21 protein-coding genes are annotated in these 24,136 nt (G+C 74.6%); 7 read left to right on the top strand and 14 right to left on the bottom strand.

What is annotated here, in order from left to right; all coding sequences use genetic code 11:
- Positions 1-52: 52 nt before the first annotated feature.
- Together ACFY8W_RS24820 and ACFY8W_RS24815 are read right to left on the bottom strand one after the other, a co-directional pair.
- Positions 53-652, bottom strand: a complete 600-nt coding sequence (locus ACFY8W_RS24820; protein WP_391109093.1) for an HAAS signaling domain-containing protein — start codon at positions 650-652, stop codon at positions 53-55.
- Complete coding sequence (locus ACFY8W_RS24815; protein WP_391109091.1) at positions 649-1,086, bottom strand: helix-turn-helix transcriptional regulator; 438 nt, start codon at positions 1,084-1,086, stop codon at positions 649-651. The genes ACFY8W_RS24820 and ACFY8W_RS24815 overlap by 4 nt, the downstream gene beginning before the upstream one ends.
- A gap of 127 nt (positions 1,087-1,213) precedes the next feature.
- Here ACFY8W_RS24815 and ACFY8W_RS24810 point away from each other — a divergent pair, with 127 nt between their 5' ends.
- Positions 1,214-2,704: a M48 family metalloprotease gene (locus ACFY8W_RS24810; RefSeq protein ID WP_391109089.1), complete on the top strand. Its 1,491-nt coding sequence runs from the start codon at positions 1,214-1,216 to the stop codon at positions 2,702-2,704.
- A gap of 11 nt (positions 2,705-2,715) precedes the next feature.
- Here the strand turns inward: ACFY8W_RS24810 and ACFY8W_RS24805 are convergent, their stop codons facing one another.
- Positions 2,716-2,916 (bottom strand): ferredoxin, encoded by a 201-nt coding sequence (locus ACFY8W_RS24805; RefSeq protein WP_391109086.1) that lies wholly within the window; start codon positions 2,914-2,916, stop codon positions 2,716-2,718.
- A gap of 10 nt (positions 2,917-2,926) precedes the next feature.
- Positions 2,927-4,117 carry a cytochrome P450 gene (locus ACFY8W_RS24800; RefSeq protein ID WP_391109083.1) on the bottom strand — a complete coding sequence of 397 codons (1,191 nt, stop codon included), beginning with the start codon at positions 4,115-4,117 and terminating at the stop codon, positions 2,927-2,929.
- A gap of 298 nt (positions 4,118-4,415) precedes the next feature.
- Between ACFY8W_RS24800 and ACFY8W_RS24795 the strand changes: the two genes are divergently transcribed.
- The gene (locus ACFY8W_RS24795; RefSeq protein WP_391109669.1) at positions 4,416-5,348 is read left to right on the top strand and encodes an ATP-grasp domain-containing protein; all 933 of its coding nucleotides are present in this window, start codon (positions 4,416-4,418) and stop codon (positions 5,346-5,348) included.
- Here the strand turns inward: ACFY8W_RS24795 and ACFY8W_RS24790 are convergent, their stop codons facing one another.
- Both ACFY8W_RS24790 and ACFY8W_RS24785 read right to left on the bottom strand, forming a co-directional pair.
- Complete coding sequence (locus ACFY8W_RS24790; RefSeq protein ID WP_391109081.1) at positions 5,349-5,828, bottom strand: iron chaperone; 480 nt, start codon at positions 5,826-5,828, stop codon at positions 5,349-5,351.
- Between the two features lie 176 nt (positions 5,829-6,004).
- Positions 6,005-6,709, bottom strand: coding sequence for a methyltransferase domain-containing protein (locus tag ACFY8W_RS24785; RefSeq protein WP_391109078.1), 705 nt, complete (start codon positions 6,707-6,709; stop codon positions 6,005-6,007).
- Positions 6,710-6,775: 66 nt separating this feature from the next.
- Between ACFY8W_RS24785 and ACFY8W_RS24780 the strand changes: the two genes are divergently transcribed.
- The gene (locus ACFY8W_RS24780; RefSeq protein WP_391109075.1) at positions 6,776-7,267 is read left to right on the top strand and encodes a diadenosine tetraphosphate hydrolase; all 492 of its coding nucleotides are present in this window, start codon (positions 6,776-6,778) and stop codon (positions 7,265-7,267) included.
- 162 nt (positions 7,268-7,429) lie between these two features.
- Positions 7,430-8,533, top strand: coding sequence for a glycosyl hydrolase family 18 protein (locus tag ACFY8W_RS24775; RefSeq protein WP_391109072.1), 1,104 nt, complete (start codon positions 7,430-7,432; stop codon positions 8,531-8,533).
- Here the strand turns inward: ACFY8W_RS24775 and ACFY8W_RS24770 are convergent.
- From ACFY8W_RS24770 to ACFY8W_RS24755, 4 genes are all read right to left on the bottom strand, one after another.
- The gene (locus ACFY8W_RS24770; RefSeq protein ID WP_391109069.1) at positions 8,511-13,004 is read right to left on the bottom strand and encodes a caspase family protein; all 4,494 of its coding nucleotides are present in this window, start codon (positions 13,002-13,004) and stop codon (positions 8,511-8,513) included. The two genes, ACFY8W_RS24775 and ACFY8W_RS24770, sit on opposite strands and share 23 nt — an antisense overlap.
- Positions 13,004-13,894 carry an alpha/beta fold hydrolase gene (locus ACFY8W_RS24765; protein WP_391109066.1) on the bottom strand — a complete coding sequence of 297 codons (891 nt, stop codon included), beginning with the start codon at positions 13,892-13,894 and terminating at the stop codon, positions 13,004-13,006. The genes ACFY8W_RS24770 and ACFY8W_RS24765 overlap by 1 nt, the downstream gene beginning before the upstream one ends.
- A 171-nt stretch (positions 13,895-14,065) precedes the next feature.
- Positions 14,066-15,673 (bottom strand): mucoidy inhibitor MuiA family protein, encoded by a 1,608-nt coding sequence (locus tag ACFY8W_RS24760; RefSeq protein WP_391109063.1) that lies wholly within the window; start codon positions 15,671-15,673, stop codon positions 14,066-14,068.
- Positions 15,674-15,680: 7 nt separating this feature from the next.
- On the bottom strand, positions 15,681-17,843 hold the full coding sequence (locus ACFY8W_RS24755; protein WP_391109060.1) for a DUF4139 domain-containing protein: 2,163 nt from the start codon (positions 17,841-17,843) through the stop codon (positions 15,681-15,683).
- Positions 17,844-18,126: 283 nt separating this feature from the next.
- On the opposite strand from ACFY8W_RS24755, the gene ACFY8W_RS24750 reads away from it, so the two are divergent.
- Positions 18,127-18,534: a YciI family protein gene (locus ACFY8W_RS24750; protein ID WP_385693327.1), complete on the top strand. Its 408-nt coding sequence runs from the start codon at positions 18,127-18,129 to the stop codon at positions 18,532-18,534.
- Between the two features lie 8 nt (positions 18,535-18,542).
- Positions 18,543-19,688: a DUF6596 domain-containing protein gene (locus tag ACFY8W_RS24745; protein WP_391109058.1), complete on the top strand. Its 1,146-nt coding sequence runs from the start codon at positions 18,543-18,545 to the stop codon at positions 19,686-19,688.
- On the opposite strand, the gene ACFY8W_RS24740 is transcribed toward ACFY8W_RS24745, so the two are convergent.
- The 3 genes from ACFY8W_RS24740 to ACFY8W_RS24730 all read right to left on the bottom strand — a co-directional run bounded on the left by ACFY8W_RS24740 (position 19,666) and on the right by ACFY8W_RS24730 (position 22,597).
- Positions 19,666-20,316, bottom strand: a complete 651-nt coding sequence (locus ACFY8W_RS24740; RefSeq protein WP_391109055.1) for a hypothetical protein — start codon at positions 20,314-20,316, stop codon at positions 19,666-19,668. The two genes, ACFY8W_RS24745 and ACFY8W_RS24740, sit on opposite strands and share 23 nt — an antisense overlap.
- 200 nt (positions 20,317-20,516) lie before the next feature.
- Entirely contained in the window at positions 20,517-21,233 is a 717-nt protein-coding gene (locus ACFY8W_RS24735; RefSeq protein ID WP_391109052.1) for a response regulator, read from the bottom strand.
- Entirely contained in the window at positions 21,230-22,597 is a 1,368-nt protein-coding gene (locus ACFY8W_RS24730) for a histidine kinase (protein WP_391109049.1), read from the bottom strand. Before ACFY8W_RS24730 ends, ACFY8W_RS24735 begins: the two co-directional genes overlap by 4 nt.
- Positions 22,598-22,695: 98 nt before the next feature.
- Between ACFY8W_RS24730 and ACFY8W_RS24725 the strand changes: the two genes are divergently transcribed.
- On the top strand, positions 22,696-23,145 hold the full coding sequence (locus ACFY8W_RS24725; protein WP_391109046.1) for a DUF6223 family protein: 450 nt from the start codon (positions 22,696-22,698) through the stop codon (positions 23,143-23,145).
- A gap of 42 nt (positions 23,146-23,187) precedes the next feature.
- On the opposite strand, the gene ACFY8W_RS24720 is transcribed toward ACFY8W_RS24725, so the two are convergent.
- Positions 23,188-24,087 (bottom strand): oxidoreductase, encoded by a 900-nt coding sequence (locus tag ACFY8W_RS24720; protein WP_391109044.1) that lies wholly within the window; start codon positions 24,085-24,087, stop codon positions 23,188-23,190.
- Between the last annotated feature and the right edge of the window lie 49 nt (positions 24,088-24,136).

Here is a 24,136-nt window from a genome sequence, read left to right as displayed (position 1 = left end):
TCCCGGGGGCTCGTTCGTGCCGGAACGCGGTCGGTGACGAGCCGCGAGGGCCTCAGGCGCGCAGCGCCCGCAGCAGGGTCAGGGCGCCGACGGCGGGCAGGGCCACGGAGACGCACACGAGGAGCAGGAGCTCCATCGGGCCCAGCCTGCCGCCGGCGAGCAGCACGGAGCCGGCGAGGACCGCGAGGGGCACGGCCGCCGAAGTGGCCGTGCCCACCAGCTTGTGACGGGCCGACCAGGAACGCGATCCCCAGAGCAGCACCAGACCGGCGATCAGGACCACGCCGCCCACCAGAGGACTGAGGAGGAAGACCAGGCCGGCCGAGGCGAGCAGGGCGATGGTCAGCCGGGAGCGGGCGGGGCGCGCGGGCTCGGCGGACGTGACCGACATGGCGGAGGTGACGGATGCGGCGGATGCGGCGGTCATGGCCGGGTAGGGCTCCTCGGCGAGCGCGGAGGCCGCGACGGTACGCGGCTCGCCGAGTTCGGCGAGGACCTCGCGGAGCCGTTCCTCGGTGCCGGCGCCGCTGACCTCGATGTGCTCGCGCAGGTCCGCCAGTAGTTCGGCGCGGCGCTCGGCGGGCAGTCCGGCCGTCTCGCGGGCCACGGCGTCGAGGTAGGCGACGACGCTCGGGTGGTCGGTCGTGTTCATGCGGGTTCCCCCTGAGAGTCGTTCTGAGAAGCGGTAGTGGTCCGTGGGGCCGTGGTGGCCGGTGGGGCGGCGGGCTTCGGGGAGTCGTCCAGGAAGTGGTCGACGGCGTCCCGGAACAGCGGCCAGGCCCGCGTGAACTCGGCGAGTGCCGCACGCCCGACGGCGGTGAGCGTGTAGTAGCGGCGGGGCGGACCGCTCGGCGACTCGCGCAGCTCGGTGTCGACCAGCCCCTCGCGGCGCAGCCGCGAGAGCAGCGGATAGATCGTGCCCTGGCTGGTGGTCATCACGCTGACCGCCGACAGCTCGCCGAGCAGCTCCACCCCGTACCTCGGCCCGTTCCTGAGCAGCGCAAGAACGCAGTGCTCCAGTACGCCCTTGCGGAGCTGGCTGGGGACCTTGCCCCCCACCTCGTTCATTGCTTCACCAGGAACCATGTAATGCAAGATAGCTCGCCGTGGACCCCACGACAAGGAGAAACCCGGTGGGGCGCGGCAGGACCGGACCGGTAGGGTGCGCGCTCTCACGTGCAGAGCAACAAGGGGCGGGAAACGAGGGATGGGGATGAGAAGCGGGATCCCGGAGGGGGCCACGGAGGCGGTCGACACGGTCGCCGGCGACACGGCCGGGGTCGACACGGCCGGGGTCGACACGGCCGGGGTCGACACGTCCGACGTCGAACCGTCCGACGTCGAACCGGCCGACCTCGACACGGCCGCGCCGGAACCCGGGCGAGGGCGGGGGACCGAGGCCTGCCCCACCTGCGGGGAGTCCGTCCCCGTCGATCCGCGCTTCGTCACCTGGTGTGCCGCCTGTGACTGGAACGTCGACCCGGCCGACGGCGACACCGGGCCCGACCCGGAACCCGACCGCGTCGAGCGGCTGCGGCGGGCCATGGCGCACCGGTACGGCGAGCAGCTCTTCGCCGACCTCGCCCGGGAGCCGGACTCCGGTTCCGGCGCGCCGCCCCGGCCGGGCGCCGCCGGCGTGCTGGCGACCGTCCTGGCCCTCGCCGTCCACGGGCTCACCCTCGTCGTCGCGTTCCTGGGCCTGTGGTTCCTGATCGCGGGCTGGGGCGAAGGCGCCCAGCCGGTCATCGGTGTGCTGCTGCTCGGCCTCGCCGTCCTCCTGCGGCCGCGGTTCGGTCGCCTGGACGAACGGGCGGAGCTGCCCCTGCTCGAACGGGCCGACGCCCCCCGGCTCTTCGGCCTGCTCGACGAGATCGCCGCGGCGGTGGGCACCCGGGGCGTGGACGCCGTGGTGCTCGACGCCGAGGTGAACGCCGGCGTCGTCACGTACGGCCTCCGCCGACGCCGTGTGCTGGTCCTCGGCATGGGCCTGTGGGCCGTCCTCACACCTCAGGAGCGGGTCGCGCTCCTCGGGCACGAGTTCGGCCACTACGCGCACGGCGACACGCGGCACTCCCTTCTGGTCGGCAGCGCGTTGAACTCCCTCACCACCTGGCTGTACATGCTCGAGCCGAGCCCGGGCCGCTCCCTGCTGGACGGGTTCTCGAACCTGCTCACCGCGCTCCCGCGCTGGGGCGTGTACGGCCTGGTCCTGCTCCTGGACCAGGCGACCCTGCGGGCCTCGCAGCGCTCCGAGTACCTCGCCGACGGCACTGCCGCCCGCATCGCGGGGCGGGACGCCGCAGTCGGGATGATGGAGCGGCTCCTCGCGGCGAGCAGCGCCGAGACGGCGCTGGGCCGCGAGGTCGTCGCCGCCCGCACGCGCACCGCCGGCCCGGCCCGCCGCGGTGCCCCGGCGGGCCGGCGTGACGAGGCGGCCGACGGTCTGTGGGAGCGCGTCGCGACCGAGGTCCGTCGCGTTCCGGCGCACGAGTACGAGCGTCTGCGGCGCGCCGGCGAGCTTCGGGGTCACTGCGTCGACGCCACCCATCCGCCCACGCACCTGCGGATCCGTCACGTCGCCCGGACCGGGCGGCCGCAGCCGGGTCTCGAGTTCGGCCGCGAGCGGGCGGCCGCCGTGGAGGCCGAGCTGGCGAAGCCCGGCCTGACCGTGGCGCGGCTGCTCCTGCGCGACGGCGCCGCCTGATCACGCACCGGCTACCCGGTCACCTCCTCCACGGTGACGGCCCCTACGGGACAGGCGCGGGCGGCCTCGCGGACCAGCGGGCCGCCCGCGCCCGTCTCCCGCCCCGGCACGACCGTGCCGAAGCCGTCGTCGTCCTGGGTGAAGACGTCGGGGGAGACCAGGGCGCACTGGCCGGCGCCGATGCAGACGTCCCTGTCGACGGAGATGCGCATCAGCGGTCCTTCACCATGTCACGGGGAGTTCGAGCATCCCCTGGATCGTGTCCCCGGGCTTGAACGGGATCTCCTCGGCCGGTGCCGCCAGCCGCAGCCCCGGCAGCCTGCGCAGCAGCGTGCCGAGCGCGATCTCCAGCTCCGCGCGGGCCAGGTTCTGACCCAGGCACTGGTGGATCCCGTAGCCGAAGGCGAGGTGGTGCCGCGCCGAACGCACCCAGTCCAGGCTGTCCGGATCGGCGTAGGTCCCGGCGTCACGGTTGATCAGCGAGGTCGAGAACACCACGCCCTCGCCCGCGCGGATCACCACCCCGCCGACCTCGACGTCCTCCCGCGCGACCCGCAGCATCCCGTCCGCGATGGACAGGAAACGCAGCAGCTCCTCGACCGCCTCCGGCAGGATCGCGGGATCGGCGCGCAGCTCCGCGAGGCGATCGGGGTGACGGAGCAGCGTGTAGGTGCCGAGGGAGATCATGTTCGCCGTGGTCTCGTGCCCCGCGATCAGCAGGATGCTCGCCAGCTGCACCAGCTCCTCCCGGCCGGGCTTCCCGTCCCTGAGCTGCCGGGCGACGAGGTCGTCGAGCACGCCCTCGCCCCGCTCGTCGCGCTTGCCGTCGATCAGGTCGCCGAGATAGCCCTCGAGCCGGGCCAGCGCGTCCTCGGTGTCCTCGCCCGTCGGCCCGCGCAGCAGCCGCCGGGACTGCTCCTCGAAGAAGTCGTGGTCCTCGTACGGCACGCCGAGCAGGTCGCAGATGACGATCGAGGGCACGGGCAGCGCGAACGCGCTCACCAGCTCGGCCGTCGGCCCCGCCGCCTCCATGTCGTCGATCAGCCGGTCCACGGTCGCCTGGATGCGGGGCCGCAGCCCCTCGATGCGCTTGACGGTGAAGCTCGGGATCAGCATCCGTCGCTGGACGTTGTGCTCGGGGTCGTCCCAGCCCAGCAGCGCGGCGCGGCGCCGCCTGCGTACGGCGGCGGCGCGTTCCGTCGGGATCGGGAAGTCGGGGTGCGTCGAGTCGGTGGACAGCCGCTGGTCCGCGAGGAGCGCTCGGGCGGCCTGGTGGCCGGAGACGAACCACACCTGCCGTCCGTCCCACAGGGTCACACGGGACAACGGGCGTTCGTCGCGGAGCGGGTCGTAGGCGGTGGGCGGGTGATAGGGGCACGTACGGTTCTGGGGGAAGGCCACGACTTCGGTCATGGGGGGACCTCGCAGACGGCGGTGGTCGATCGTCGGTCATGGGTCGATGGGTCGTCGCCGGCTTCCGGAGACGGCTGCCGCATCCACTACATGCCTCAGGCATCTATCCGGTCTACGCGTAGTTCGGCCAAACCACCGGAACGGGTAAGTCCGTCCGGTGGGGCGGAAATCCGTTTCGGCCAGGACGCCGCCGCCCTACGCTGCGGCCATGGCAGCGCCTCTCGCACGGCCCGGCTCCCGGCCCGGCCCGCAACCCCTCGCACAGTCCGGCTCTCAGCCCGTCCCGGACGGGCGGACGATGCTCGTCCTGCCGTCCGATCCGCTCCGTCCACACCGCCCCGATCCGCACTTCGCCGCGGAGGCGCGGCATGCCGGGGAACTCGGCACCGGCCATGCGGTCGTCGACCACGACGCGCTGCTCGCCGGACACGCGCCGGAGGCGGTACGGCGGGTCCCGGCCGGGCCTGGGACGCTCTGGTACCGCGGCTGGATGCTGCCCCCGACGGCGTACGCGGCTATGGAGGCGGCACTCGCCGACCGCGGCCGCACGCTGCTCACCTCGTCGCGCGCCTACGCCCGCGCCCACGAGCTGCCCGGCTGGTACGCGACCTTCTCCGGCGTCACCCCGCCGAGCACCTGGATCCCGGGAACGGGGATGCCGCGGGACGCGGCGCTCGCGGCGGCGGCCGCCGGACTCGGCGGGCACGGCCCGGCCGTGGTCAAGGACTACGTGAAGTCACGCAAGCACGAATGGGCGCAGGCCTGTTTCGTGCCGGATCTCGCCGACGCCGCCGGCCTGCGACGGGTGGTCGGGCGATTCGTCGAGCTGCAGGGCGACTTCCTGGCCGGCGGAGTGGTGCTGCGCCGCTTCGAGCGGTACGTGCGCGACGCGCACGGGCGCGCCGAGGAGGCCCGCGTCTGGTGGCTCGACGGGCGGCCGGTCCTCGTCGGCCCGCATCCGGACACGCCGCTGGTCCGTCCGGCGCCCGACCTCACGGCCGTGCGCCCGCTGGTCCGGGCGCTCGGCTGCCGCTTCGTCGCCACGGACCTGGCCCGCCTCGCCGACACCGGCGCCTGGCAGGTGGTGGAGGTCGGCGACGGCCAGGTCAGCGACCTGCCGCGGGGCACCGACGCGGCCGGCCTGTTCGCTGCCCTGCTGGGCGCCGGCCCCGATCCCGGTCCGGGGCCGGGCGACGACCCCGGTACGGGCTTCGCGGCGCCGGTCGCGTGATCAGTGCGCCGCGGTCTTGAGGAGCGTGGCGATCCGCTCCTCGACGGCCGGGCCGAGGCCGGTGAGGGCGAACTCGGTCGGCCACATGACGCCGTCGTCCAGGCCCGCCACGTCGCTGAACCCCAGGGTGGCGTACCGGGCCTTGAACTTCGACGCCGGCTTGAAGAAGCACAGCACCTTGCCGTCCTTGGCGTAGGCGGGCATGCCGTACCAGAGTCTCGGCGCGAGCTCCGGCGTGACGGTCTTCACCAGCGAGTGCACCTTCTCGGCCAGGGCGCGGTCCTCCTCCGGCATCTCCGCGATCTTGGCGACGACCTCGGCCTCCGCCGCGGCCGCCTTGTCCGCGGCCGAACCGCCGCGCGAGGCCGCCCGCACCTCCTTGGCGCGCGCCTTCATCGCGCTGCGCTCCTCGTCGGTGAACCCTTCGGCCGCGGCGTCGGTCGGCTTGGTGCTGCGGGAGGTCTTCTTCGCGTCCGTCATGGCTGAACTACTCCTTGTGCATGGGGTGTTCGGGGTCCTGCTGACTGATCTCCATCCTAGGGAGTACGCGCGTGAGGAGGCTTCTCCGAAACTGATCGGATGCAGGATTTCGGGATTTCGGGATCACGGGATCCTGGACCGGGATCGGACCGCGGATCGGGATCCGGGGGCAGGGGTCAGCCGGGCAGGCGTACGGCCGTGCCGAGGATGTGGGTGGCGGCCGGCGAGGGGACACGGGCCTCGGGGAACGGGAAGGTGTCGATCGAGGTGAGGGAGAAGCCCGCGGCCGTGATCGCCGCGCGCGTGTCGCGTCCGGTGTGGCAGCCGCCCACCAGCAGGGGCCAGATCGTGGCGTCGAGGACGCGCTGGACCCGGCGCATGCCGGGCGACTCGGCGCGCACGTGCTCGAAGAAGCGGAGCTCGCCGCCCGGCCGCAGGACGCGATGGAGCTCGGAGAGCGCGGCATCCGGATCGGTCACCGAGCAGAGCGTGAGGCAGACGACGGCCGCGTCGTACGAGGCGTCCGGCGCGGCCAGGTCCTCGGCGACCCCCGCGGTGACCTCCACCGGCACCGGTGCCGTACGTGCGGCCTCGCGGGCCAGCGCGCGGAGCCGGGGTTCCGGCTCGACGGCGACCACTCGCCGTACGTCCGGCGGGTAGTGGACGAAATTCAGCCCGTTCCCGGCACCGATCTCGACGACGTCACCCGTGAGCCCGGCCAGCAGCCGTCGACGGTGCCGGGCCGCCCCGGCCCTGTCGAGGGCCGGACCGGCGACCTTGGCGTAGAACCGCGCGAAGACCGGATGGGACCGGGACCCGCCGGGCCCGCCACTCGGTCCGCCCGGTCCGGTCGGCCCGACCGGTTTGCTCGGTCCGGTCATGGCGCCGCCCTCCTCTGCCGTCGCCCCACGCCTCACGATAGTGGGCCGCACGGATAGGTTCGCGGCATGACAGACGCAGCACACGCCGACTGGCGTACGGATCGCATCGGAGCCGCGCTCCGTGGCGAGAACCCGACCGTGATGCGACGGCTCGACGCGAGCTTCGCCGTGATCGGCGACGTCCAGTTCCTGCCCGGCTATTCCGTCCTCCTCGCGGACGAGCCCTACGTAGAGCGTCTCTCGGACCTGCCGAGGCCTAAGCGCCGCGCGTACCTCGACGACCTGGACCGCATGGCCGAGGCCGTCGAACGTGCGTGCGCCAGGCAGGACCCGGCCTTCCGTCGCGTCAACATCGAGATCCTCGGCAACGAGGAGCCGTTCCTGCACGCCCACGTCTGGCCGCGCTACGCGTGGGAGCCGCCCGAGATCGTGAACATGCCCGTGTGGCTCTACCCCCGCGCCCACTGGAGCGCCGGGTCCTACCGCCTCGGACCACTGCACGACGGCCTCCGCGAGGCGATCGCCCGCGAACTCGACCGGCTCGCCCCCACGGACTGACACGGCGGACTTCCTGAGCGGGGTTACGTTCCCGTCGTCAACGGCCCGCCCGTCCATGGGTGTTGACGCTTGGTCTGGACCAATCTACGGTCGTGGGGACCGCACGTGGCACCCCTCGCTCGCCATGCTCAGGACCCTCCCCCCACGTCCCAAGGAGCACGCATGCCAGGCCACCGGATCGCCCACGTCCTCGGAGCGGGGCTCGCCACCCTGCTCGCCGCCGTCTCATGCCTCACGGCCCCCGCCGCGGCGGCCGACACCGACGGCAAGCCCGCGACCACGGTGGTCCGGGCCGCCGCGACCACGGCCGAGACCTGCGCCCTCAAGCCCAGGCCCGCCGGAAAGGTGCTCCAGGGATACTGGGAGAACTGGGACGGCGCCGCCAACGGCGTCCACCCGCCCTTCGGCTGGGCGCCCATCGACGACCCGCGCTTCGCCGCCCACGGCTACAACGTCGTCAACGCCGCCTTCCCCGTGATCCGCTCCGACGGCACAGTGCTCTGGGAGGACGGCATGGACAGCACCGTCCGCGTCCCCACCCCCGCCGAGATGTGCCGGGCCAAGGCGGCCGGAGCCACGGTCCTCATGTCCATCGGCGGCGCCGCCGCCGGGATCGACCTCAGCTCCCGGGCCGTCGCCGACCGCTTCGTCGAGACGATCGTGCCGATCCTGAAGACGTACAACTTCGACGGCATCGACATCGACATCGAGACCGGCCTCGTCGGCAGCGGCAGCATCGGCACCCTGTCCGCCTCGCAGGCCAACCTCGTCCGCATCATCGACGGCGTCCTGGCCCGCATGCCCGCCGGCTTCGGCCTGACGATGGCTCCGGAGACGGCGTACGTCACCGGCGGCAGCGTCGCCTACGGATCGATCTGGGGCGCCTACCTCCCGATCGTCAAGAAGTACGCGGACAACGGCCGCCTGTGGTGGCTCAACATGCAGTACTACAACGGCAGCATGTACGGCTGCTCCGGCGACTCCTACTCCGCCGGCACCGTCACCGGCTTCGTCGCCCAGACCGACTGCCTCAACCGCGGCCTGGTCGTCCAGGGCACCACGATCCGCGTCCCCTACGACAAGCAGGTCCCCGGACTTCCCGCGCAACCCGGCGCGGGCGGCGGCTACATGGCTCCGTCCTCCGTCGCCCAGGCCTGGACCCACTACGCCGGCGCCCTCAAGGGCCTGATGACCTGGTCAGCCAACTGGGACGGCTCGAAGAACTGGACCTTCGGCGACAACGTCAAGTCGCTCCAGGGCCGTTAGGGGCGAAGACGAACACGTCGTCGTCCGAGCCGACGACGAGGCGGCCGTCCGGCGCGAACTCCAGGGACCTGACCGGATCGTCACCGGCGAGGGAGAACGTGTCGGCGGGGCTGCCGCAGTGAGGGAGCGCGCGGGCCCCGACGGGTGCCCGCCAGATCGTGACCCGTCCTGCCGTGTCACCCGTGGCGAGCAGCAGCGAGCCGCGCACGATCCGCGCGGCGACGGCGGTGGCCCTGCGCTCCCACGCGCTCGCGTCGTCCTCCCGGTCCGTCTTCGGACGGTAGCGCGCCAGCGTGACGGTGTCGGTCCCGTCCCACGCCCGCACCGCGCCGTCGACGCAGGCGGCGACAGCGACGGGACGGCCCACGGCCGTGCGCACGCACACGACCGCGGTCACCCGCCACGCCGCGCGGAGCTCGTGCCGCTCGCTGCCGCCGGCAACGCCGCTCCACAGCGTCACCGCGCCGTTCGCCTGGGCGGCGACGACGGACAGGCCGCCGCCCGGGGGCGCGCAGGAGAGCGCGGTCACCGGACCCGCGCACTTCGCCAGGCGGTGCAGAGTGGCACCGCTGATCAGGTCCCACACCTCGACGGCATGGTTGTGATCGGCCGTGACGGCGACCGGACGGCCCGCGTCGTCGCCGATCGCCGCCGCCACCGGCCAGCGCGGCCGCTCCCGCTCCATGGTCGTGCCGCTGTCCAGGTCCCAGACCTCCGCGGGCCGGTTGGCGGCCCGGGTGAGGGCGAGCAGCCGGCCGTCCACCCGGGCCGCGACGACCCCCGTGAACGCCGAGACGCCGTCGGTCAGCGGGCGCGTGGCCGACGCTCCCGTGGACATCCGCCAGCCGCGCACCGTCGTGTCGGCGCTCGCGGTCAGGAGCAGCAGCGGCCGATGTCCGTCGTTCAGGCACGCGACGCCCCTGACCGGCCCGGTGTGCCCGCCGGTCGGTGCCACCGGCTGTGCGGCCAGGTCGCACACGTACACCGTGCCGTCGGGCGTGCCGAGGACGGCGGTGGCCATGCCGTCGGCGGAGACCGAGGTGTGAAGGGTGGTGAAGGGCAGCGGCGGCGGCCGGTCGGCGGTTCCAGGAGGCGAGGACGCCCGCCGTGCCCTCGACGAGGCGAGGAAACGGCGGGTCTCCAGGTCGAGCAGGGACACGGTGCCGTCCGCGCAGGCGAGGACCGCCGTGGGCCGGCCGCTGAGCGTCGTGCACGACACCGCCACGGCGGGCGACCGCAGCGTGAGCGTGTGCACCTCTCGCGGCGCGCGCGGCCGGCGCAGCGACCAGATCCGTACCGCCCGCTGATCGGTCGTCACCGCGACGGGGACCGCGTGGACGAGGGCGCAGCCCACCGAGTCGAGGGACGGGCGGCGCTGGTCCGCCGTGGTCGACGTGAGCAAGCCGTGCGGCCCGGCCGGGTCGTGCAGCGGATCCCAGACGTGCAGGACACCGTGCCGGCCCCCGGCGACGACCAGGGGACGGCCCCGCCGCGCACCCTCGGTGCGGCCGTAGGGATCCGCGTCCACGGTGACCGTCGCCAGACCGCCGGGACGGCCGTCCGGCAGCCGGGCCGTCCAGGGCAGCGCCTTGGCGTCGCCGAGTTCCCAGGCGCGCAGCTCTCCGTCGTCGGAGACACTCACCGCAGCCCTCCCGTCGGGCAGGTCCACGGTGACGATCTCGGTCAGCCGCGAGGACGGGACGTCGCCAGGAGCACCCACGTGGGTCCTGCCGTTGCCGAGGTCGTGGATCCGGAGCCCGCCGGTGGCCGTGCCGGCGACGAGGACGTCCCGGCCGGCCGGCGAGGCCGCGGCCAGGGCGGTGACGTCCGCCCGGGAGACGGCGGCCGGCAGTTCCACCGGACGGCCCGTCGTCACCTCCCAGGCCCGCGGGGGGCCGCCGTCGGCGCCGACGGTGACGACGACGTCCCGCCCCGCGAGGACGACCCTGGCCGTCGCGTCGACCGGCCCGACGCTGTGGGCGAGGCGCTGGACCGAGAGCGTCGCCGCGGTGCTGCCCGCCGCGGACCACAAGGGCCGCCAACGGCCCTCCCGGCCGTCGGCGTTGAGGTTCCGGAGGAGCACCGCGTGCCGGTGCCGGGCGGCGTCACAGGCGAGCACGTGGCGGCGCTCGTCCCACGCGAGCTCCTGGTGCAGCTCCAGATGCTCGCGGTAGACGGCGGCCGTCGATCGCGCCTCCTCGGTGCGCAGGCCGTGCAGCCACGGGGCGAGGCCCGACGGGTGCGCGTGGACCAGGAACTCCGCGTCGGTGACGAGCTCGTCGAGCCGGCCGGCCGCCGCCGCCATCGCCGGCAGACGGCGCAGGAGGTACGGGTCCGCCTCGTGCCACAGCGGTGCGCCGTCACCCGCGCCGGGGACCGTACGCCGGAGCCGCTCGTACCACCGCGTCTCCGCGTGCGGCGGGGCGTCGCGCCGCCGCAGCTCGTCCGCGAGCGCCTGGTGGTAGAGCCGGTAGACGGAACGGCCGTCCTCGTCGACCGCCTCCACGAGATACGGCCCGACGGCGTCGTCCCGCAGCAGACGGTGCAGGCGCTCGGCGGTCTGCGCGATCCGCTCCGGCCGGTCGGCGGCCAGCGCCGCCCAGGTCGGGAACAGCGGCATGCCGTGCCCCTCGGCGTACGCGAGGGGCAGCAGCAGCGCCGTGACCTCCGCGACCTCGGCGGGGGACAGCCGTCGTGCCAGCGCCCACCGGAACGCCCGCCCGATCTGCGCGGTCGGTCCCGCCTCCGGATCGCGCGCGGGCAGCGCCAGCGGTTCGTCCGTGCCCGCCCGCGGGAAGTCCGAGCCGGCCACGGAGCGCGCCATCAGCCGGGCCGCCAGATAGATGGGGCGGGCGGCTTCGGCGATCTCGCGTGCCACCGAGGAGACGAGGTCGTCGGGCATCCCGGTGCCGCTGTGCGGCCCGAGCGGCGACCTGAGGATGCGCTCGGAGTAGCGCACGAGATCCTCGTCCTCGGTCCACTCCGGAGCCGAGAGATCGACCACCCGGCAGTACGGCGCCCGGTCCGCGACCGCATCGGCCAGGTGCGGGCGCGTGCCGACGAGCAGTCGCAGCCGGGGCGACGTCGCCGCCAGATCGGCGAGGAAGCCGGCGATGCGACGCTCCTCGTCGTGGGCGACGCCCGACTCGTCCAGCGCGTCCACGACGACGGTGGCGACGCCGTCGAGAGAGCCGAGGCGCGTCCGCAAGGCCGCCTCGGTCGGCTCGGGACAGTGGAAGGCGGCGGCGAGCGCCGACACGACCTGCGGCAGGGACAACGCCCTGGCGTGCACCGCGACCGTGACGGAACCGCCCGGCGGCTGCGTCCCCGGGGCGACGGTGTCCGCGGGGATCAGGTCACGCGCGTCGGCGTCGGACAGCGCGACCAGACGGCCGAGCACCGCCGACTTGCCCACGCCCGGCGGGCCCGTCACCACGAACACACGCGCGGACCGGTCGTTCTCGCCGCGCAGCCAGCCCGCCAGCCGGCCCAGTACGCGCTCCCGGCCGGTGAAGTAGTGGCCGATCTCCCGCAACGTCTGCCGGCCCGTGCCCCGCAGCGAGAAGTGCTCCACCAGGTCCAGGTAGCGGCGCTGCCGCTCCGCGGCGTCATAGCCGGACACCGCACTGAGCCGCCGCACGAAGTGCCGCTGCTCGGCCACGTCCAGGTCCCGGTCCACCAGCCGCAGCTCCGGCACGTGGAACGGATTCGGGAAGAACCCCGTGGCCGGATTGCCGCGTTCCGTGTCGTCGCACAGCTGCGCCCAGTCCGCGTGATGGGCCACCCCGCGCCGCCGGAACTCCGCGTTCAGCGCCTGCACGAGATCGGGCAGCGCGATGTGACTGGCACGGTGGCCCAGCCACTCCTCGTCCCCCAGCACATGGGCGAGCGCCGCGCTGAACGCGCCGTCCTCCGCCTCCTCGGACGTACGCGCGGCGCTGAGGACACCGAACGACTTCAGGAAGCGGTGGTCGGCGCCCGGGGCGTGGGCCACCGCGAGCTTGGCCTGGGCGGCCCAGCCGACGGCGTCGACCGCGCCCCGGCCCGCGTAACAGGCGTCGAAGACGAGCAGGATCCGCTGGACGCCCTTGAGCGCCGGGAGCTTCACCAGCTCCCGGGCGTTCACGGCGGTGCGCTGCACCTCCGCCACCCCCGGATCGGACTCCGAGCACATCAGGAAGTGCTCGGGCCCCTCCGTTTGGCCGTGACCGCTGTAGTACACGAGCAGCGTGTCGCCGTCCTCGAAGCCCTCGGACAGCCACCGCAGCAGCGGCAGCAGCACGTCGTCCGGGCGGGGCGGATCCAGACTGCCGTCGGGAAAGACCGGCACCGGCTCGTACCCGACCCGGCCCAGCGAGCCCAGGACGCTCGGCAGGTCGTCGGCGACACCGGGCAGCGCCGGAAGTTCCTCGTGCGTGTACCGCGCGGCGCCGAAAGCCAGCACGTACCGCTTCGGCTCCACTTCGCCCATCAGCCCGCCCGCAGCCCCTCGCCGATCGCCGCACCCGTCTCCCGCGCCGTCAGGTGACGCAGCAGGTCGTGCACCTTCCACCCGTTGTCCACCGGGACGTCGCGCGGCACCCGCGGCGGCACGCCCTGGCCCACGGTGCCGAAAAGAGGGGCGAGTTCCTTCACCGACGCCACCACGTCGTGCCGGTCGGCGAGGTTGGTCCAGTCCGTGAGGCCCTCCGGCCAGCGGCCCGGCCCGTCGCCGGGCGCGGGCCGCAGCCGGTCGAAGACCAGCGAGGGCATGCCGAGCGGGGAACCCAGCGTCACCAGGTGCCGCACGGGCCACTCCGGATGGGCGCACAGCGCCTCGTACGCGACGACGGAACCGAGCGAGTGACCGACCAGCACCGTCGTGTCCGGCCCGACCCGGGAGGCGACCGCGTCCAGGGCCCGGGCGCGCACCTTCTCCTCGCCGAAGTACCGGCGCACCTGCCGCAGCACGCCCAGCAGGAAGCGCTCGGCCACCGGCCCGGGCAGGAACGGCGAGCGCAGCAGCGCGTTCATCGCCTGCTGGAGGACGCGCGGCGTCGGCGCCTTCGTCGGCCCCCGCCGCTCCCCGGCGCCGCCCGCGGACTCCGCCATCGCCAGGAGCAGCTCCTGCTCGTACGGATCGGTCAGGTCGCCGACCGTACGCACCGCCGGCCGGCCGCTCTTGGCACCCGCGGTGCGGAACGCGTCGCCGTAGAAGGCGACCTCGACGTCCTCGACCGCCGGCACCGCGCTCGCGGGCACGTCGCCGGCCTCCGCGGCGAGCTCGACCCCGTCGGCGAGCGCGGCGGCGACCGGACCGTGCAGGCTTCGCCGCCCCAGATACTCCTGCCCCACCCCGTGCACGACCACGGCACGCGCCACGATGTCCCCCCGATCCGCGTCGACCGACCCGGCAATGATCCACCCGACGGGCGGTGCCGGTCACCCCGTTCGCGTACTCAGCCGCCGGCCGCCGTACTCGGCACGCTCCGCGGGCCGGGCGGACGGGGCCGCGAGCCGGCGCGACCGCTCGCCGGCGTGCGCCCGCCGCGTTCAGATGCCGACCACCGAACCCTTCGCGGAGACCTCGTAGACCAGCGTGACCGTGCGCCGGCCGCCCGGAGGAAGCACGACGTCCCAGCGGACGATCCCGTCCGCGTCGAGGCTTTCGGGAGCGGGGGAGGAGGCCTCCTCGTGGAGCCGTACCTGGACCGCCGACACCTCCGAGACGGGTATCCGCTCCCTGACGACGACCATGCGTTCGCCCTGTTCGCCGGGAGGGGAGAAGCGCGACAGGTGGAGCCGGACGGTGCGGGTGACCACGGTCCGCTGGGCGAGCCCGGTGGTGTCGCGGGTCTCCTCCGTCCTGCGGACCACCCGGAGGTCGTCCCGGCTGCCGAAGGCGAGCTCGACGGGAGCGCCCGGAGCCGCGAAGTCCAGCGTGCCCCGCCCGCTGAACCCGCTGCCGCGGATCAGGTCCACCGGCCCGGCGAGCAGCGCGTGCCCGGACCGGTTGTCGAACCGCACCACCTGCGTGACCAGCGGCGACAGCTCCGGCGAGCACGCGTATTCGCTGCGCACCGAAGTGGTGAACGCCGACAGCGGCACCCGGTGCGCGCGGCCGTCGCCCGGGACGCGCACCGGCACCGGGGCGGTCAGCACCCGTGCCTCGCCGCCGTCGTCCACGCCCGGCAGCCCGAGCACGGGCAGCGGACCCAGCGCGGAGGTCTCCTCCTCGCGCAGTTCGACGGCGATCGTCCGGCGCTCCTCCGCCGAGCGGTCCTTGAGCGTCAGCCGGTCCTCGGCCAGCCGCGGCGGATCGGTGGCCAGCGACGACCTGGCGGTCGACAGCGTCAGCCGTACGTCCGACCAGTCCTCGCCGGTGCGCTGCCACACCACCGCCTCGGTCTCCAGCGTCAGCGAGTCCCCGTCGAGCACGGCACGGTAGGCGGGCCGCCACAGCGCGCACGGGGTGAGGTGTCCGAGACGCAGCCGCGCCGGCCCGGCGACGGCGGACTCGACCGTCAGCTCGACGTGGCCGACCAGCTCGGCGGGCTCCTCCTCCGACCCGTGCAAGGCCTGCTCGGTCTCGGTGAGTTCCGTGGCGAGCGCCGCCAGCCGGGCCTCCACGGCCCGGAGTTCCTCGCCGTACGTGTCGCGTTCGGCGTCCACCCGGTCGAGTTCGCGGGTCCAGCGCCGCGTATCGGTCTCGCCGGTCCCGGCGCCCTCGCCGATCTCCCGCAGCAGGTCGGCGGCGAGCCGGCCCAGCAGATCGAGCCGGGCCTTCAGCCGGTCGCGGCGCCGCTCCGCGTCGGAGCGCTCCTCCTCCAGGGCGTGGAGGCGCGCTCGCAGCGCGGAGTCGTCGGCGGAGGGACCGGGCGCGGACGGCTGCCAGCCGCGGACGATCCGCACGTCGAGCACGCTCGCGGCATGATCTGCCGTCAGCTCGGCGTGCAGGGTGCGGTCGACGGCCAGCGCGCTGACCGGCCCGAGCCGCAGCCGCCGCACGCCGGCCTCCAGGTCGAGCACGGCGGTGCGCTCGACGTGGGCCCGGTCCTCAAGGCAGGTGACGGCGGTGACGGGCAGCGGGATCGCTGGGGCAGCCGGCGGTCCGGAGGCTGCCGTGTCCGGGTTTCCGGTGTTCTTCGGGGCCGTGGTCATGGGTGTGTCAGCTCCTGCGGTTGCCGTCGACCAGGGCCTTGCCGGCCGGGATGCGGATCTCGTAGCCGCCGTCGAGGGCGGCGGTGCCGCCGGCGGGCAGCGTGACCCGCCAGACGCGGGTGCCGGCGGCGTGGTGCTCCGCCCCCTCCGGTCCCCCGGTACCTCGCGACCCCTGCGGTCCGGAGCCGTTCTTCCTCCCGGCACCGTCCTCGGGCGCCGTCCAGTCGGCCCGTTCCTCGATCCTGACGTCCGCCTCGGAGGTGACTGGCACCCGCTCGCGCACCTCGACGGTGACGGGCCGGGCCAGCGTGTTCGCCAGCTCGACGTGGACGCGGTGGTCGAGCACCGTGGTGCCACCCCGCAGACCCGCCGTCGACTCGTGCAGGTTCGTGCGCCGGGTGACCCGGATCCCCTCGGCCGGCCCGAGGCCCACGCGCCGTACCGCGCCGGGGGCGAGCGTCGGCAGCCCGGTGGTCAGCAGGAACTCGTCGTCGACCGTGACTTCCACGGGACCCGCGAGCAGCGCCTGGTCGGACGCGTTGGACAGCACCAGCGTCGCGTAGACGGTCTGCTCCACGGACGGCACGGTGAGGTACTCGGTGCGCAGACCGACCGCTACCTCGCCGACGGTGACGGTGTGCCACGTGCCGTCCGACGGGATGTCGGCGCGGGCGGCCGCGTCGAAGCGGTGGTCGAAGGAACCGGCCGACTCCCGCGGCCGTACGGCGTGCCGGGGCAGCCGCAGCGCGGCCACCGTCTCGGCCAGGCGCCGGTGCTGGGCCGCCGCCCCGTCGGAGGGGCCGCCCGGGAACAGCCGGCCGCGGCGCTCGCCCTTCTCGTCCGGACCGCACAGCACGAGGGCGGCGTAGTCGAGTTCGTCGCCGCTCGGCCGCGGCGGACCGGACACCGGCTCCGAGGGCAGGGGCGGCGCGCCCGCCGCACCTGTCGGGACCGCCCCGCCCGGCGGAGGCGGCGGCGGTGGGCCGGCCATGCCGGGCGCCGCGGGCATCATCGGCGCGGGCGCGGGAGCGGCCGCACGGGCGCGCGGCGCGCCGCGCACGACCTCCGGAGACCCGCCGTACGCACCCCCGGGAGCCTGCGGCACCGGCGCAGGCGCCGGCAGCGACGGTGGCGGCGGGAGAGGTGGAGGTGACACGGGAGCGGGGGAAACCCCGGCACCCGGCGGTGCTGCCGCTGCGGCGGCGGGCCCACCGGCCGTGCGCGGCCGGCGCAGCCGCCCGGCCTGCGCGTCGTACGCCGTGAAGAGATCCGCGAGCCCCGACGGGGGCTCCCGCCAGCCCGCGGGCGCGGGCGCGGGCTGGCTCCGTCCGATCCGGAGCGAGCCGAGGCGCGGCAGATCGGTACGGCGGCGCAGGTCGGCGGTGGCCAGCGCGACCCGCACCCCGGTCCAGTCCTCACCGGTGCGCTGGGCGACCGAGGCGCGCAGCACCAGCCGGCCGTCGCCGTCCTCCTGACGACACGACAGGCGGTACGTGGGCACCCAGACCGCTCCGGCCACGCCGTACTCCAGCTCCAGCTCCACGGCTCCGCCGTCCTCGCCGGGCGCGCCGTCGAGCGTGACGACCGCGCACACGGTGGTGGCCACGCGCGCGGACGGCCGGGCGGTGGAGGCCCGGCCGAATCCGTCCTCGGCGACGGAGAGCTCGTGCTCGACCTGCTGCAGCGCCCGGTCGAGCTCGGCGAGCCGCGCGTGCAGCCCGGTGAGCCGCTCGTCGACGAACTCGGTCAGCTCCAGCCACGCCTCGACCGGAGTGGTCCGGTGCGGCGGGTCGTCACGCCTGCGCGGCGGCGGCACCGGACGCAGGGCCGCGACCTCGTCGATCAGCGCCAGCTGCCGCTGCCTGCGGCCCCGGGCCGCGGCGCACTCGCCGCGCAGCCGCTCGACCTCACGCAGCAGCGCGTCCCGGTCACCCTCGGCGACCGGCTCGGCCTCCGTCTCGATCCGCGCCTCGGTGACGCGCAGGTCCGAACCGCCGAGGACCCGGGCCCGCAGGGAGCCGGCGTCCACCGTCCGCGGCAGACCCGTGACCCGCACCCGCCCGTCCGACGGGACGGTGCCCCGCGCCAGCCGCGTGCACAACGCGCCCTGCGCGTACACCACGACCCCGTCGAGAACCGACTCCCACCTCTGCTCCGCCCCAACCACCATGCCCCCCGCGCGCCGTGCCCGTGCCCGTCTGCGACTTCGTGGCCGAAGCCTACGGGCCCGCACCGACACACGGCACCACCTCCTCCCCGACGCGTACGGCAGGTCCGGCGGCGACTCCAGCACGACGAAACGCAGATCCGGTCACGCCCGACGGCCCCACTCGACCAATGTCGAAGGAAATCGTCGAAAGAAAATCCTGCGCCGATGTCGAGAACGCGGGTCCGGCTCCGTCCCCGGGGTGAACGCGACCACAATGGGTCGCATCGGCACCGAGGAGAACACCATGGCCAAGTACCTGCTCCTGAAGCACTACCGCGGCGCCCCGGCCCCGGTCAACGACGTGCCCATGGACCAGTGGACGCCCGAGGAGATCTCGGCGCACATGCAGTACATGCACGACTTCGCCGCCCGGCTCGAGAAGACCGGCGAGTACGTCGACGGCCAGGCGCTCGCACCCGAGGGCACCTTCGTGCGCTACGACGGCGAAGGGCGCCCGCCGGTCACCGACGGCCCGTTCGCCGAGACCAAGGACCTCATCGCCGGCTGGATGGTGATCGACGTCGACAGCTACGAGCGCGCCGTCGAGCTGGCCGGTGAGCTGTCGGCCGCACCCGGAGCCGGTGGCAGGCCGATCCACGAGTGGCTCGAGCTCCGGCCCTTCCTCTCCGCACCGCCCACCATCACGGAGTGACCTCCCCGATGAACGAGGCACAGCTCAGGAGCCTCACGCCGAGCGTGCTCGGGATCCTCGTCCGCCGCGGAGCAGACTTCGCGGCGGCCGAGGACGCCGTCCAGGACGCGCTCGTCGAGGCCCTCCGCGTCTGGCCGGCCGAGCCGCCCCGGGACCCCAGGGGCTGGCTCGTCACCGTGGCGTGGCGCAGGTTCCTGGACGCGACCCGCGCCGAGAACGCCCGACGCCGTCGCGAGGACCTCCTCACCGGGGAACCGGCACCGGGACCCGCGCCCGCCGTCGACGACACCCTCCAGCTCTACTTCCTCTGCGCCCACCCGTCCCTGACGCCCTCGTCCGCCGTCGCCCTCACGCTGCGCGCCGTCGGCGGACTGACCACCCGCCAGATCGCGCAGGCCTATCTGGTGCCCGAGGCGACCATGGCCCAGCGCATCAGCCGCGCCAAGCGCACCGTCTCCGGCGTACGACTGGACAGGCCCGGGGACGTCGCCACCGTGCTGCGCGTCCTCTACCTGGTCTTCAACGAGGGCTACTCCGGCGACGTCGACCTCGCCGCCGAGGCCATCCGGCTCACCCGGCAGCTCGCCGCCGTGATCGACCACCCCGAAGTGTCCGGACTGCTCGCCCTCATGCTGCTCCACCACGCCCGGCGGGCCTCCCGGACCGCGCCCGACGGCAGCCTCGTGCCGCTCGCCGAGCAGGACCGCAGCCGGTGGGACCACGCGTCGATCGCCGAGGGCGTCGGGATCCTGCAGGCGGCCCTCGCCCGTGACCGGCTCGGCGAGTTCCAGGCCCAGGCAGCCGTCGCCGCACTCCACGCCGACGCCCCCACCGCCCGGGAGACCGACTGGGTGCAGATCGTCGAGTGGTACGACGAACTCCTCCGCCTCACCGACAGCCCGGTCGTCCGCCTCAACCGTGCGGTGGCCGTCGGCGAAGCGGACGGACCGCGCGCCGGCCTCGCGGCGCTCGCGGAACTGGACGGCTCGCTGCCCCGGTACGCGGCGGTCGCGGCGTACCTCCACGAGCGCGACGGCGACCTGGCGACGGCGGCCCGGCTCTACGCCGACGCCGCCGGCAAGGCCACCAACCTCGCCGAACGCGACCACCTCACCCGACAGGCGGCCCGGCTCAACGCCCGCCGCCGGAGCTGACGGGGTCGCTCCCGACGGGTCCCGGGCGGGTGCCGGTGCGCCGCTCCTTACCGGGCGCCCAGTCCGCCGCGGGCCAGTCGTACTCGTCGAAGCCCTCCGGCAGTTCGCCGCACGGGGCGTACGTGCTCATGACGTAGGTCCCCGTGGGCTCGTACCAGTCCACGTCCACCTTGTCGCCGGTCTCCGGGTGCTCGAACCGGAACCCCCGGTCGGAGACGTTCTCGCTCGTGAGCTTCCAGCCGTCGCGCTCCAGGCGGAGCCGGGTCCGCTCCTGGGCGGTACGGGCGGTGTCCTCCGCCACGCCGGTGACCCGCCAGGACAGCCGGAAGCTGCGCACGCCGCGGCGCCCCTGGTCGATGTGGGCGAAGGACCGCAGGCCGCGGTAATAGCAGGTGCCCGTCTCCACGCGGGAGTACGGTTTGGGATCCCCGGGCAGCGCCGCCTCGGCGTACGCCCGCTGCGCCTGCGCCTTGAGCCGTGCGGCGACCCGGTCGGGATCGGCCGCGGGGTACGGCGTGCCGTTCCACAGCCACTCGCCGGCGATGCCCGCGCCCACGACGAGCAGGCCGCAGAGGAACCACAGGGTCAGGCGGGCGGAGGTTGGGCGGTCGCCCCGAACGGAGATCATGATCAGGACGGTACGAGCGGAGAGCCGCGGCCCGCGTCGGCGCGGATACTCAGACGCGGGATGAGTGCGGGATGAGTGCGGAGCGAGTACGGGGTGAGTAGCGCGCCGGGCCCGCGGCGGGTTCGGCGCACCTCGGGGACCACCACGGTTTGCGCCGCCACGTGCCGCCCCACCCCGCGGCTGCGCCGCCACGGGCTTCGTCAGCCGCGCCCGTCCGGTGCCTGCGGCCGGGAGACGCCTGCCTGGACGAGGCCGGACTCGTAGGCGAGGACGACGAGCTGGGCCCTGTCGCGGGCACCGGCCTTCGTCATGGCCCGGTTCACGTGGGTCTTGGCCGTCAGCGTGGTGATGACCATGCGCTCGGCGATCTCGTCGTTCGACAGGCCGTGCGCGACCAGGACGACCGCCTCGCGCTCCCGCCCGGTGAGCGCCGCCAACGCCGCCCCCGCCCCGACGGCGTCGGCGGGGAGCGGTCCGGAGGGCCCCGTGGACACGGTGATGTAACGGTTGATCAGCTTGCGGGTGATCGACGGGGCGAGCAGGGCGTCGCCCCGGGCGGCGACCCGTACGGCGTGCAGGAAGTCCTCCGGCAGGACGTCCTTCACCAGGAAGCCGGCGGCACCCGCGCGGAGCGCGTCGAGGACGTACTCGTCCATGCCGTAATTGGTGAGGATGACGACGTGGACATCGGCGAGCGACGGGTCGGCGGCGATGCGCCGCGTCGCCTCGATGCCGTCGACGACCGGCATCCGAATGTCGACGAGCGCGACGTCCGGCACGTGCTCCCGCGCCAGCGCGAGCCCTTCGGCACCGTCGGCGGCCTCGGCCACCACCTCGATGTCGTCCTCGAGATCGAGCAGCGCGCGGAACCCGCTGCGGATCAGCGGCTGGTCGTCGACCAGGAGCACCCGGATCACGACGCCCGCTCCACCGGCAGTTCGGCCTGGACCGTGAAGCCGCCCTCGGGGCGCGGTTCGGCGCGCAGCCGGCCGCCGAGCGCGGTCACGCGCTCGCGCATGCCGAGCAGTCCGAGTCCGGAGCCGGGCCCGGACCGACCGAGTCCGGAGCCGGGTGCGCCGCCGGCCGCTGCTTCGGGCCGGACGCCGGACACGCGCGCGGTCCCGGCGGTCCGGGGGCTCCCGGCGGTCCCGGGGCTCCCGGTGCTCGTGAAGACCGCCGCCCCGCCCGCCTGACCGGTCCCGCCCACCTGACCGGCCCCGACCGCCCGGCCGTCGTCGTCGACACGGACCGCGACGGCGTCCGGCCGGCAGTCGATCCGCACCGAAGCCGTGGCGGCGTCCGCGTGCCGGGCGACGTTGGTGAGCGACTCCTGGACGATCCGGTACACGGTCCGGTCCACCGCGGCCGGCACAGGATGCCGCTCGCCCTCGATCGTCAGCGTCGCGTCCACGCCGAACGCCCGGGCGCGCTCGACCAGCTCCGGTACGTCGTCGAGCCCGCGCGGCGGCGCCGTGTCGTCGTCGCGCAGCGCCTCCAGCGTCGCGCGCAGCTCACGGCTCGCCTCGCGCCCCGCCTCCTGGATCGCCAGCAGGGAAGCCGGCACCTCCTCGCCCCGACGGCGCGCCACGTGCACGGCGACCTCCGCCTGGACCTTGACCACCGAGATCTGGTGGGTGAGCGAGTCGTGCAGTTCCCTGGCGATGCGGAGCCGCTCCTCGTCCGCGCGGCGCCGCGCGGTCTCCTCCCGGGTGCGCTCGGCCTCCTCCGCCCGCCGCTCGGCCTGCCGCAGCGCCTCTCCCGCGGCGCTGGCCGCGATCAGCCAGGCGATCTCGAGCGCGCCCCGGGCCCGGGTGAACGCCTCGCCCGTGTCGTCCAGGCCCGAGACCAGGGCCGCGAACGGCAGCGCGGCGAGCATGACCACGCTCGCCGCCACCGTGACCGTGCGGTGGCCCGCCCGTACGGCCGCGTACACCGCGAACAGGTACGCGACGACCGGTACGTCCCACCCGGCCGCCTGATACGCCACCGCGCACGCACCGGTCACGGCCAGCACCACCACCGGGGCCCGCCGCCGGGCGGCCAGGGCGAGCCCGCCCGCCGCGAGCAGGCCGAGACCGAGCAGATCACGGCCGGAGGTCACCGCGTCGCCCGCCGCGGAACGCAGCTCGGACAGCCCGGTGACCAGGAGCGCCGCCGTCACACCGATCGCGATGACCCAGTCACCGACCCCGACCCCGCCGCCGGCCCCGTCGGCGAAGCCGAACCCCCGCCTGACCCCGTCCCGGTACCGGGCCCGCACACCGACCTCTGCCGTCTTCATGCGCGCACCATAGCCGGGCGGCGCCCGAGGCGAATCCACCTCGCGGAGCAGCGGCGGCCTACCGCGACCGCGGTATCCGCGCCACACCTGCCGCAGCCGTGGCAGCGCGAAGTGTCTGCGGCTGCCGGACGACCGGCGACGGGGCCGGCGGGCACGATCGGCACCACCTGAGCGCGACCGGCGCCCAGCAGCCGTACGACAAGGAGCGCCCCATGGCCACCGACCAGTTGCTCGCCGCGAGCGTCTACACCTTCAGCCTCGGACGCCTCGGCTCCTCCGTGGGCGCGATCATCGCCCTCGTCGGCGTGATCATCGCCTGGCGTGCCCTGGCACGCCCGTCCAGCCGCCCCGGTCCGGTCCCGGCCATCGTGGCGGGTGCCGTCGGCCTCGTCCTCGGCGGACTGGTCGCGGCCACCGCCGACGGCGGCCTCGGCACCGGCAACGGCCTGGGCGGCGCCTACGTCTCGCTGATCCTGGGCCTGATCGCCACGGCCCTCGGCGGCCGGGCCCTCTCCCGCGCCCGCTCCCACGCCTGGCACACGGGCTGACCGCCACATCGCACCGGCAGCCGCGCCGCACGTGCCGCCGCGTCAGGAAGCGGTGCGGCCGGTCGAATCGAGGAGCCGGACCTCCTCCTCCGTCAGCCGGATGGCGCCCGCCGCCACGTTGTCGACGAGGTGGTCCGGGTCGCCCGTGCCGGGGATGACCAGCACATGGGCGCCCTGCCGCAGGCACCACGCGAGCCGTACCTGCGCCGGCGAGGCGCCGTGCGCGCGGGCGACGGCGAGGACCTCGTCGTGCTCCGCCCGGACGGCACCGGCCTCACGTCCCTGCCCGGCGATGGAGAAGAAGGGCACGAACGCGATCCCGTGCTCCGCACAGGCATCGAGCATCTCCCTCCCTCCCCGCGAGCCGATCCCGAAGGCGTTCTGGACGCACACCACGGGCGCGATCGCCCGCGCCTGCGCCAGGTGCTCGGGCCGGGCGTTGGAGATGCCGAGGTGCCGGACCAGCCCGGCGTCGCGCAGCTCGGAGAGGGCCCCGAAGTGCTCGCTGACGGAATCCTGGCCCATGATGCGCAGGTTCACCACGTCGAGGTGGTCACGGCCGAGCTGGCGCAGGTTCTCCTCGACCTGGCCTCGCAACTGGTCGGGCCGCGCCCCTTGGACCCACTCGCCGGAGGCGTCGCGGGCCGGGCCGACCTTGGTGGCGACGACGAGGTCGTCCGCGTACGGCGCCAGAGCCGCGTTGATCAGCTCGTTCGCGGAGCGCAGCCGAGAGAAGTAGAAAGCGGCGGTGTCCACATGGTTCACCCCGAGCTCGACCGCGCGGCGCAGGACGGCGATCGCCTGGCCGCGGTCACGGGGGACGCCTTGGTGAAAGGCGGCACTGCCGGTGAGGCGCATGGCGCCGAACCCGATCCGGTTCACCGTGAGATCACCGAGCCGCCAGGTGCCCGAGGCTGCCGCGGAGACCGTACGCGCCGTCATCTGTGTCACCAGCTCCATTCGTTGGGGCCTGGAGTATGCGCGGATGGCG

Origin of the sequence: Streptomyces sp. NPDC012637, from assembly GCF_042954805.1 — a bacterium.
Lineage (GTDB): Bacteria > Actinomycetota > Actinomycetes > Streptomycetales > Streptomycetaceae > Streptomyces.
This window is presented reverse-complemented; position numbering and strand designations above follow the sequence as displayed.

What these genes read in the sequence shown, in the direction of transcription:
- ACFY8W_RS24750 (WP_385693327.1), top strand. Translation starts at nt 18,127, where the DNA reads ATGGCCAAGTACCTGCTCCTGAAGCACTACCGCGGCGCCCCGGCCCCG.
- ACFY8W_RS24795 (WP_391109669.1), top strand. Translation starts at nt 4,416, where the DNA reads ATGCTCGTCCTGCCGTCCGATCCGCTCCGTCCACACCGCCCCGATCCG.
- ACFY8W_RS24815 (WP_391109091.1), bottom strand. Translation starts at nt 1,086, where the DNA reads ATGGTTCCTGGTGAAGCAATGAACGAGGTGGGGGGCAAGGTCCCCAGC.
- ACFY8W_RS24800 (WP_391109083.1), bottom strand. Translation starts at nt 4,117, where the DNA reads ATGACCGAAGTCGTGGCCTTCCCCCAGAACCGTACGTGCCCCTATCAC.
- ACFY8W_RS24785 (WP_391109078.1), bottom strand. Translation starts at nt 6,709, where the DNA reads ATGACCGGACCGAGCAAACCGGTCGGGCCGACCGGACCGGGCGGACCG.
- ACFY8W_RS24790 (WP_391109081.1), bottom strand. Translation starts at nt 5,828, where the DNA reads ATGACGGACGCGAAGAAGACCTCCCGCAGCACCAAGCCGACCGACGCC.
- ACFY8W_RS24770 (WP_391109069.1), bottom strand. Translation starts at nt 13,004, where the DNA reads ATGGGCGAAGTGGAGCCGAAGCGGTACGTGCTGGCTTTCGGCGCCGCG.
- ACFY8W_RS24755 (WP_391109060.1), bottom strand. Translation starts at nt 17,843, where the DNA reads ATGGTGGTTGGGGCGGAGCAGAGGTGGGAGTCGGTTCTCGACGGGGTC.
- ACFY8W_RS24820 (WP_391109093.1), bottom strand. Translation starts at nt 652, where the DNA reads ATGAACACGACCGACCACCCGAGCGTCGTCGCCTACCTCGACGCCGTG.
- ACFY8W_RS24780 (WP_391109075.1), top strand. Translation starts at nt 6,776, where the DNA reads ATGACAGACGCAGCACACGCCGACTGGCGTACGGATCGCATCGGAGCC.
- ACFY8W_RS24805 (WP_391109086.1), bottom strand. Translation starts at nt 2,916, where the DNA reads ATGCGCATCTCCGTCGACAGGGACGTCTGCATCGGCGCCGGCCAGTGC.
- ACFY8W_RS24730 (WP_391109049.1), bottom strand. Translation starts at nt 22,597, where the DNA reads ATGAAGACGGCAGAGGTCGGTGTGCGGGCCCGGTACCGGGACGGGGTC.
- ACFY8W_RS24720 (WP_391109044.1), bottom strand. Translation starts at nt 24,087, where the DNA reads ATGACGGCGCGTACGGTCTCCGCGGCAGCCTCGGGCACCTGGCGGCTC.
- ACFY8W_RS24745 (WP_391109058.1), top strand. Translation starts at nt 18,543, where the DNA reads ATGAACGAGGCACAGCTCAGGAGCCTCACGCCGAGCGTGCTCGGGATC.
- ACFY8W_RS24740 (WP_391109055.1), bottom strand. Translation starts at nt 20,316, where the DNA reads ATGATCTCCGTTCGGGGCGACCGCCCAACCTCCGCCCGCCTGACCCTG.
- ACFY8W_RS24810 (WP_391109089.1), top strand. Translation starts at nt 1,214, where the DNA reads ATGAGAAGCGGGATCCCGGAGGGGGCCACGGAGGCGGTCGACACGGTC.
- ACFY8W_RS24775 (WP_391109072.1), top strand. Translation starts at nt 7,430, where the DNA reads ATGCCAGGCCACCGGATCGCCCACGTCCTCGGAGCGGGGCTCGCCACC.
- ACFY8W_RS24760 (WP_391109063.1), bottom strand. Translation starts at nt 15,673, where the DNA reads ATGACCACGGCCCCGAAGAACACCGGAAACCCGGACACGGCAGCCTCC.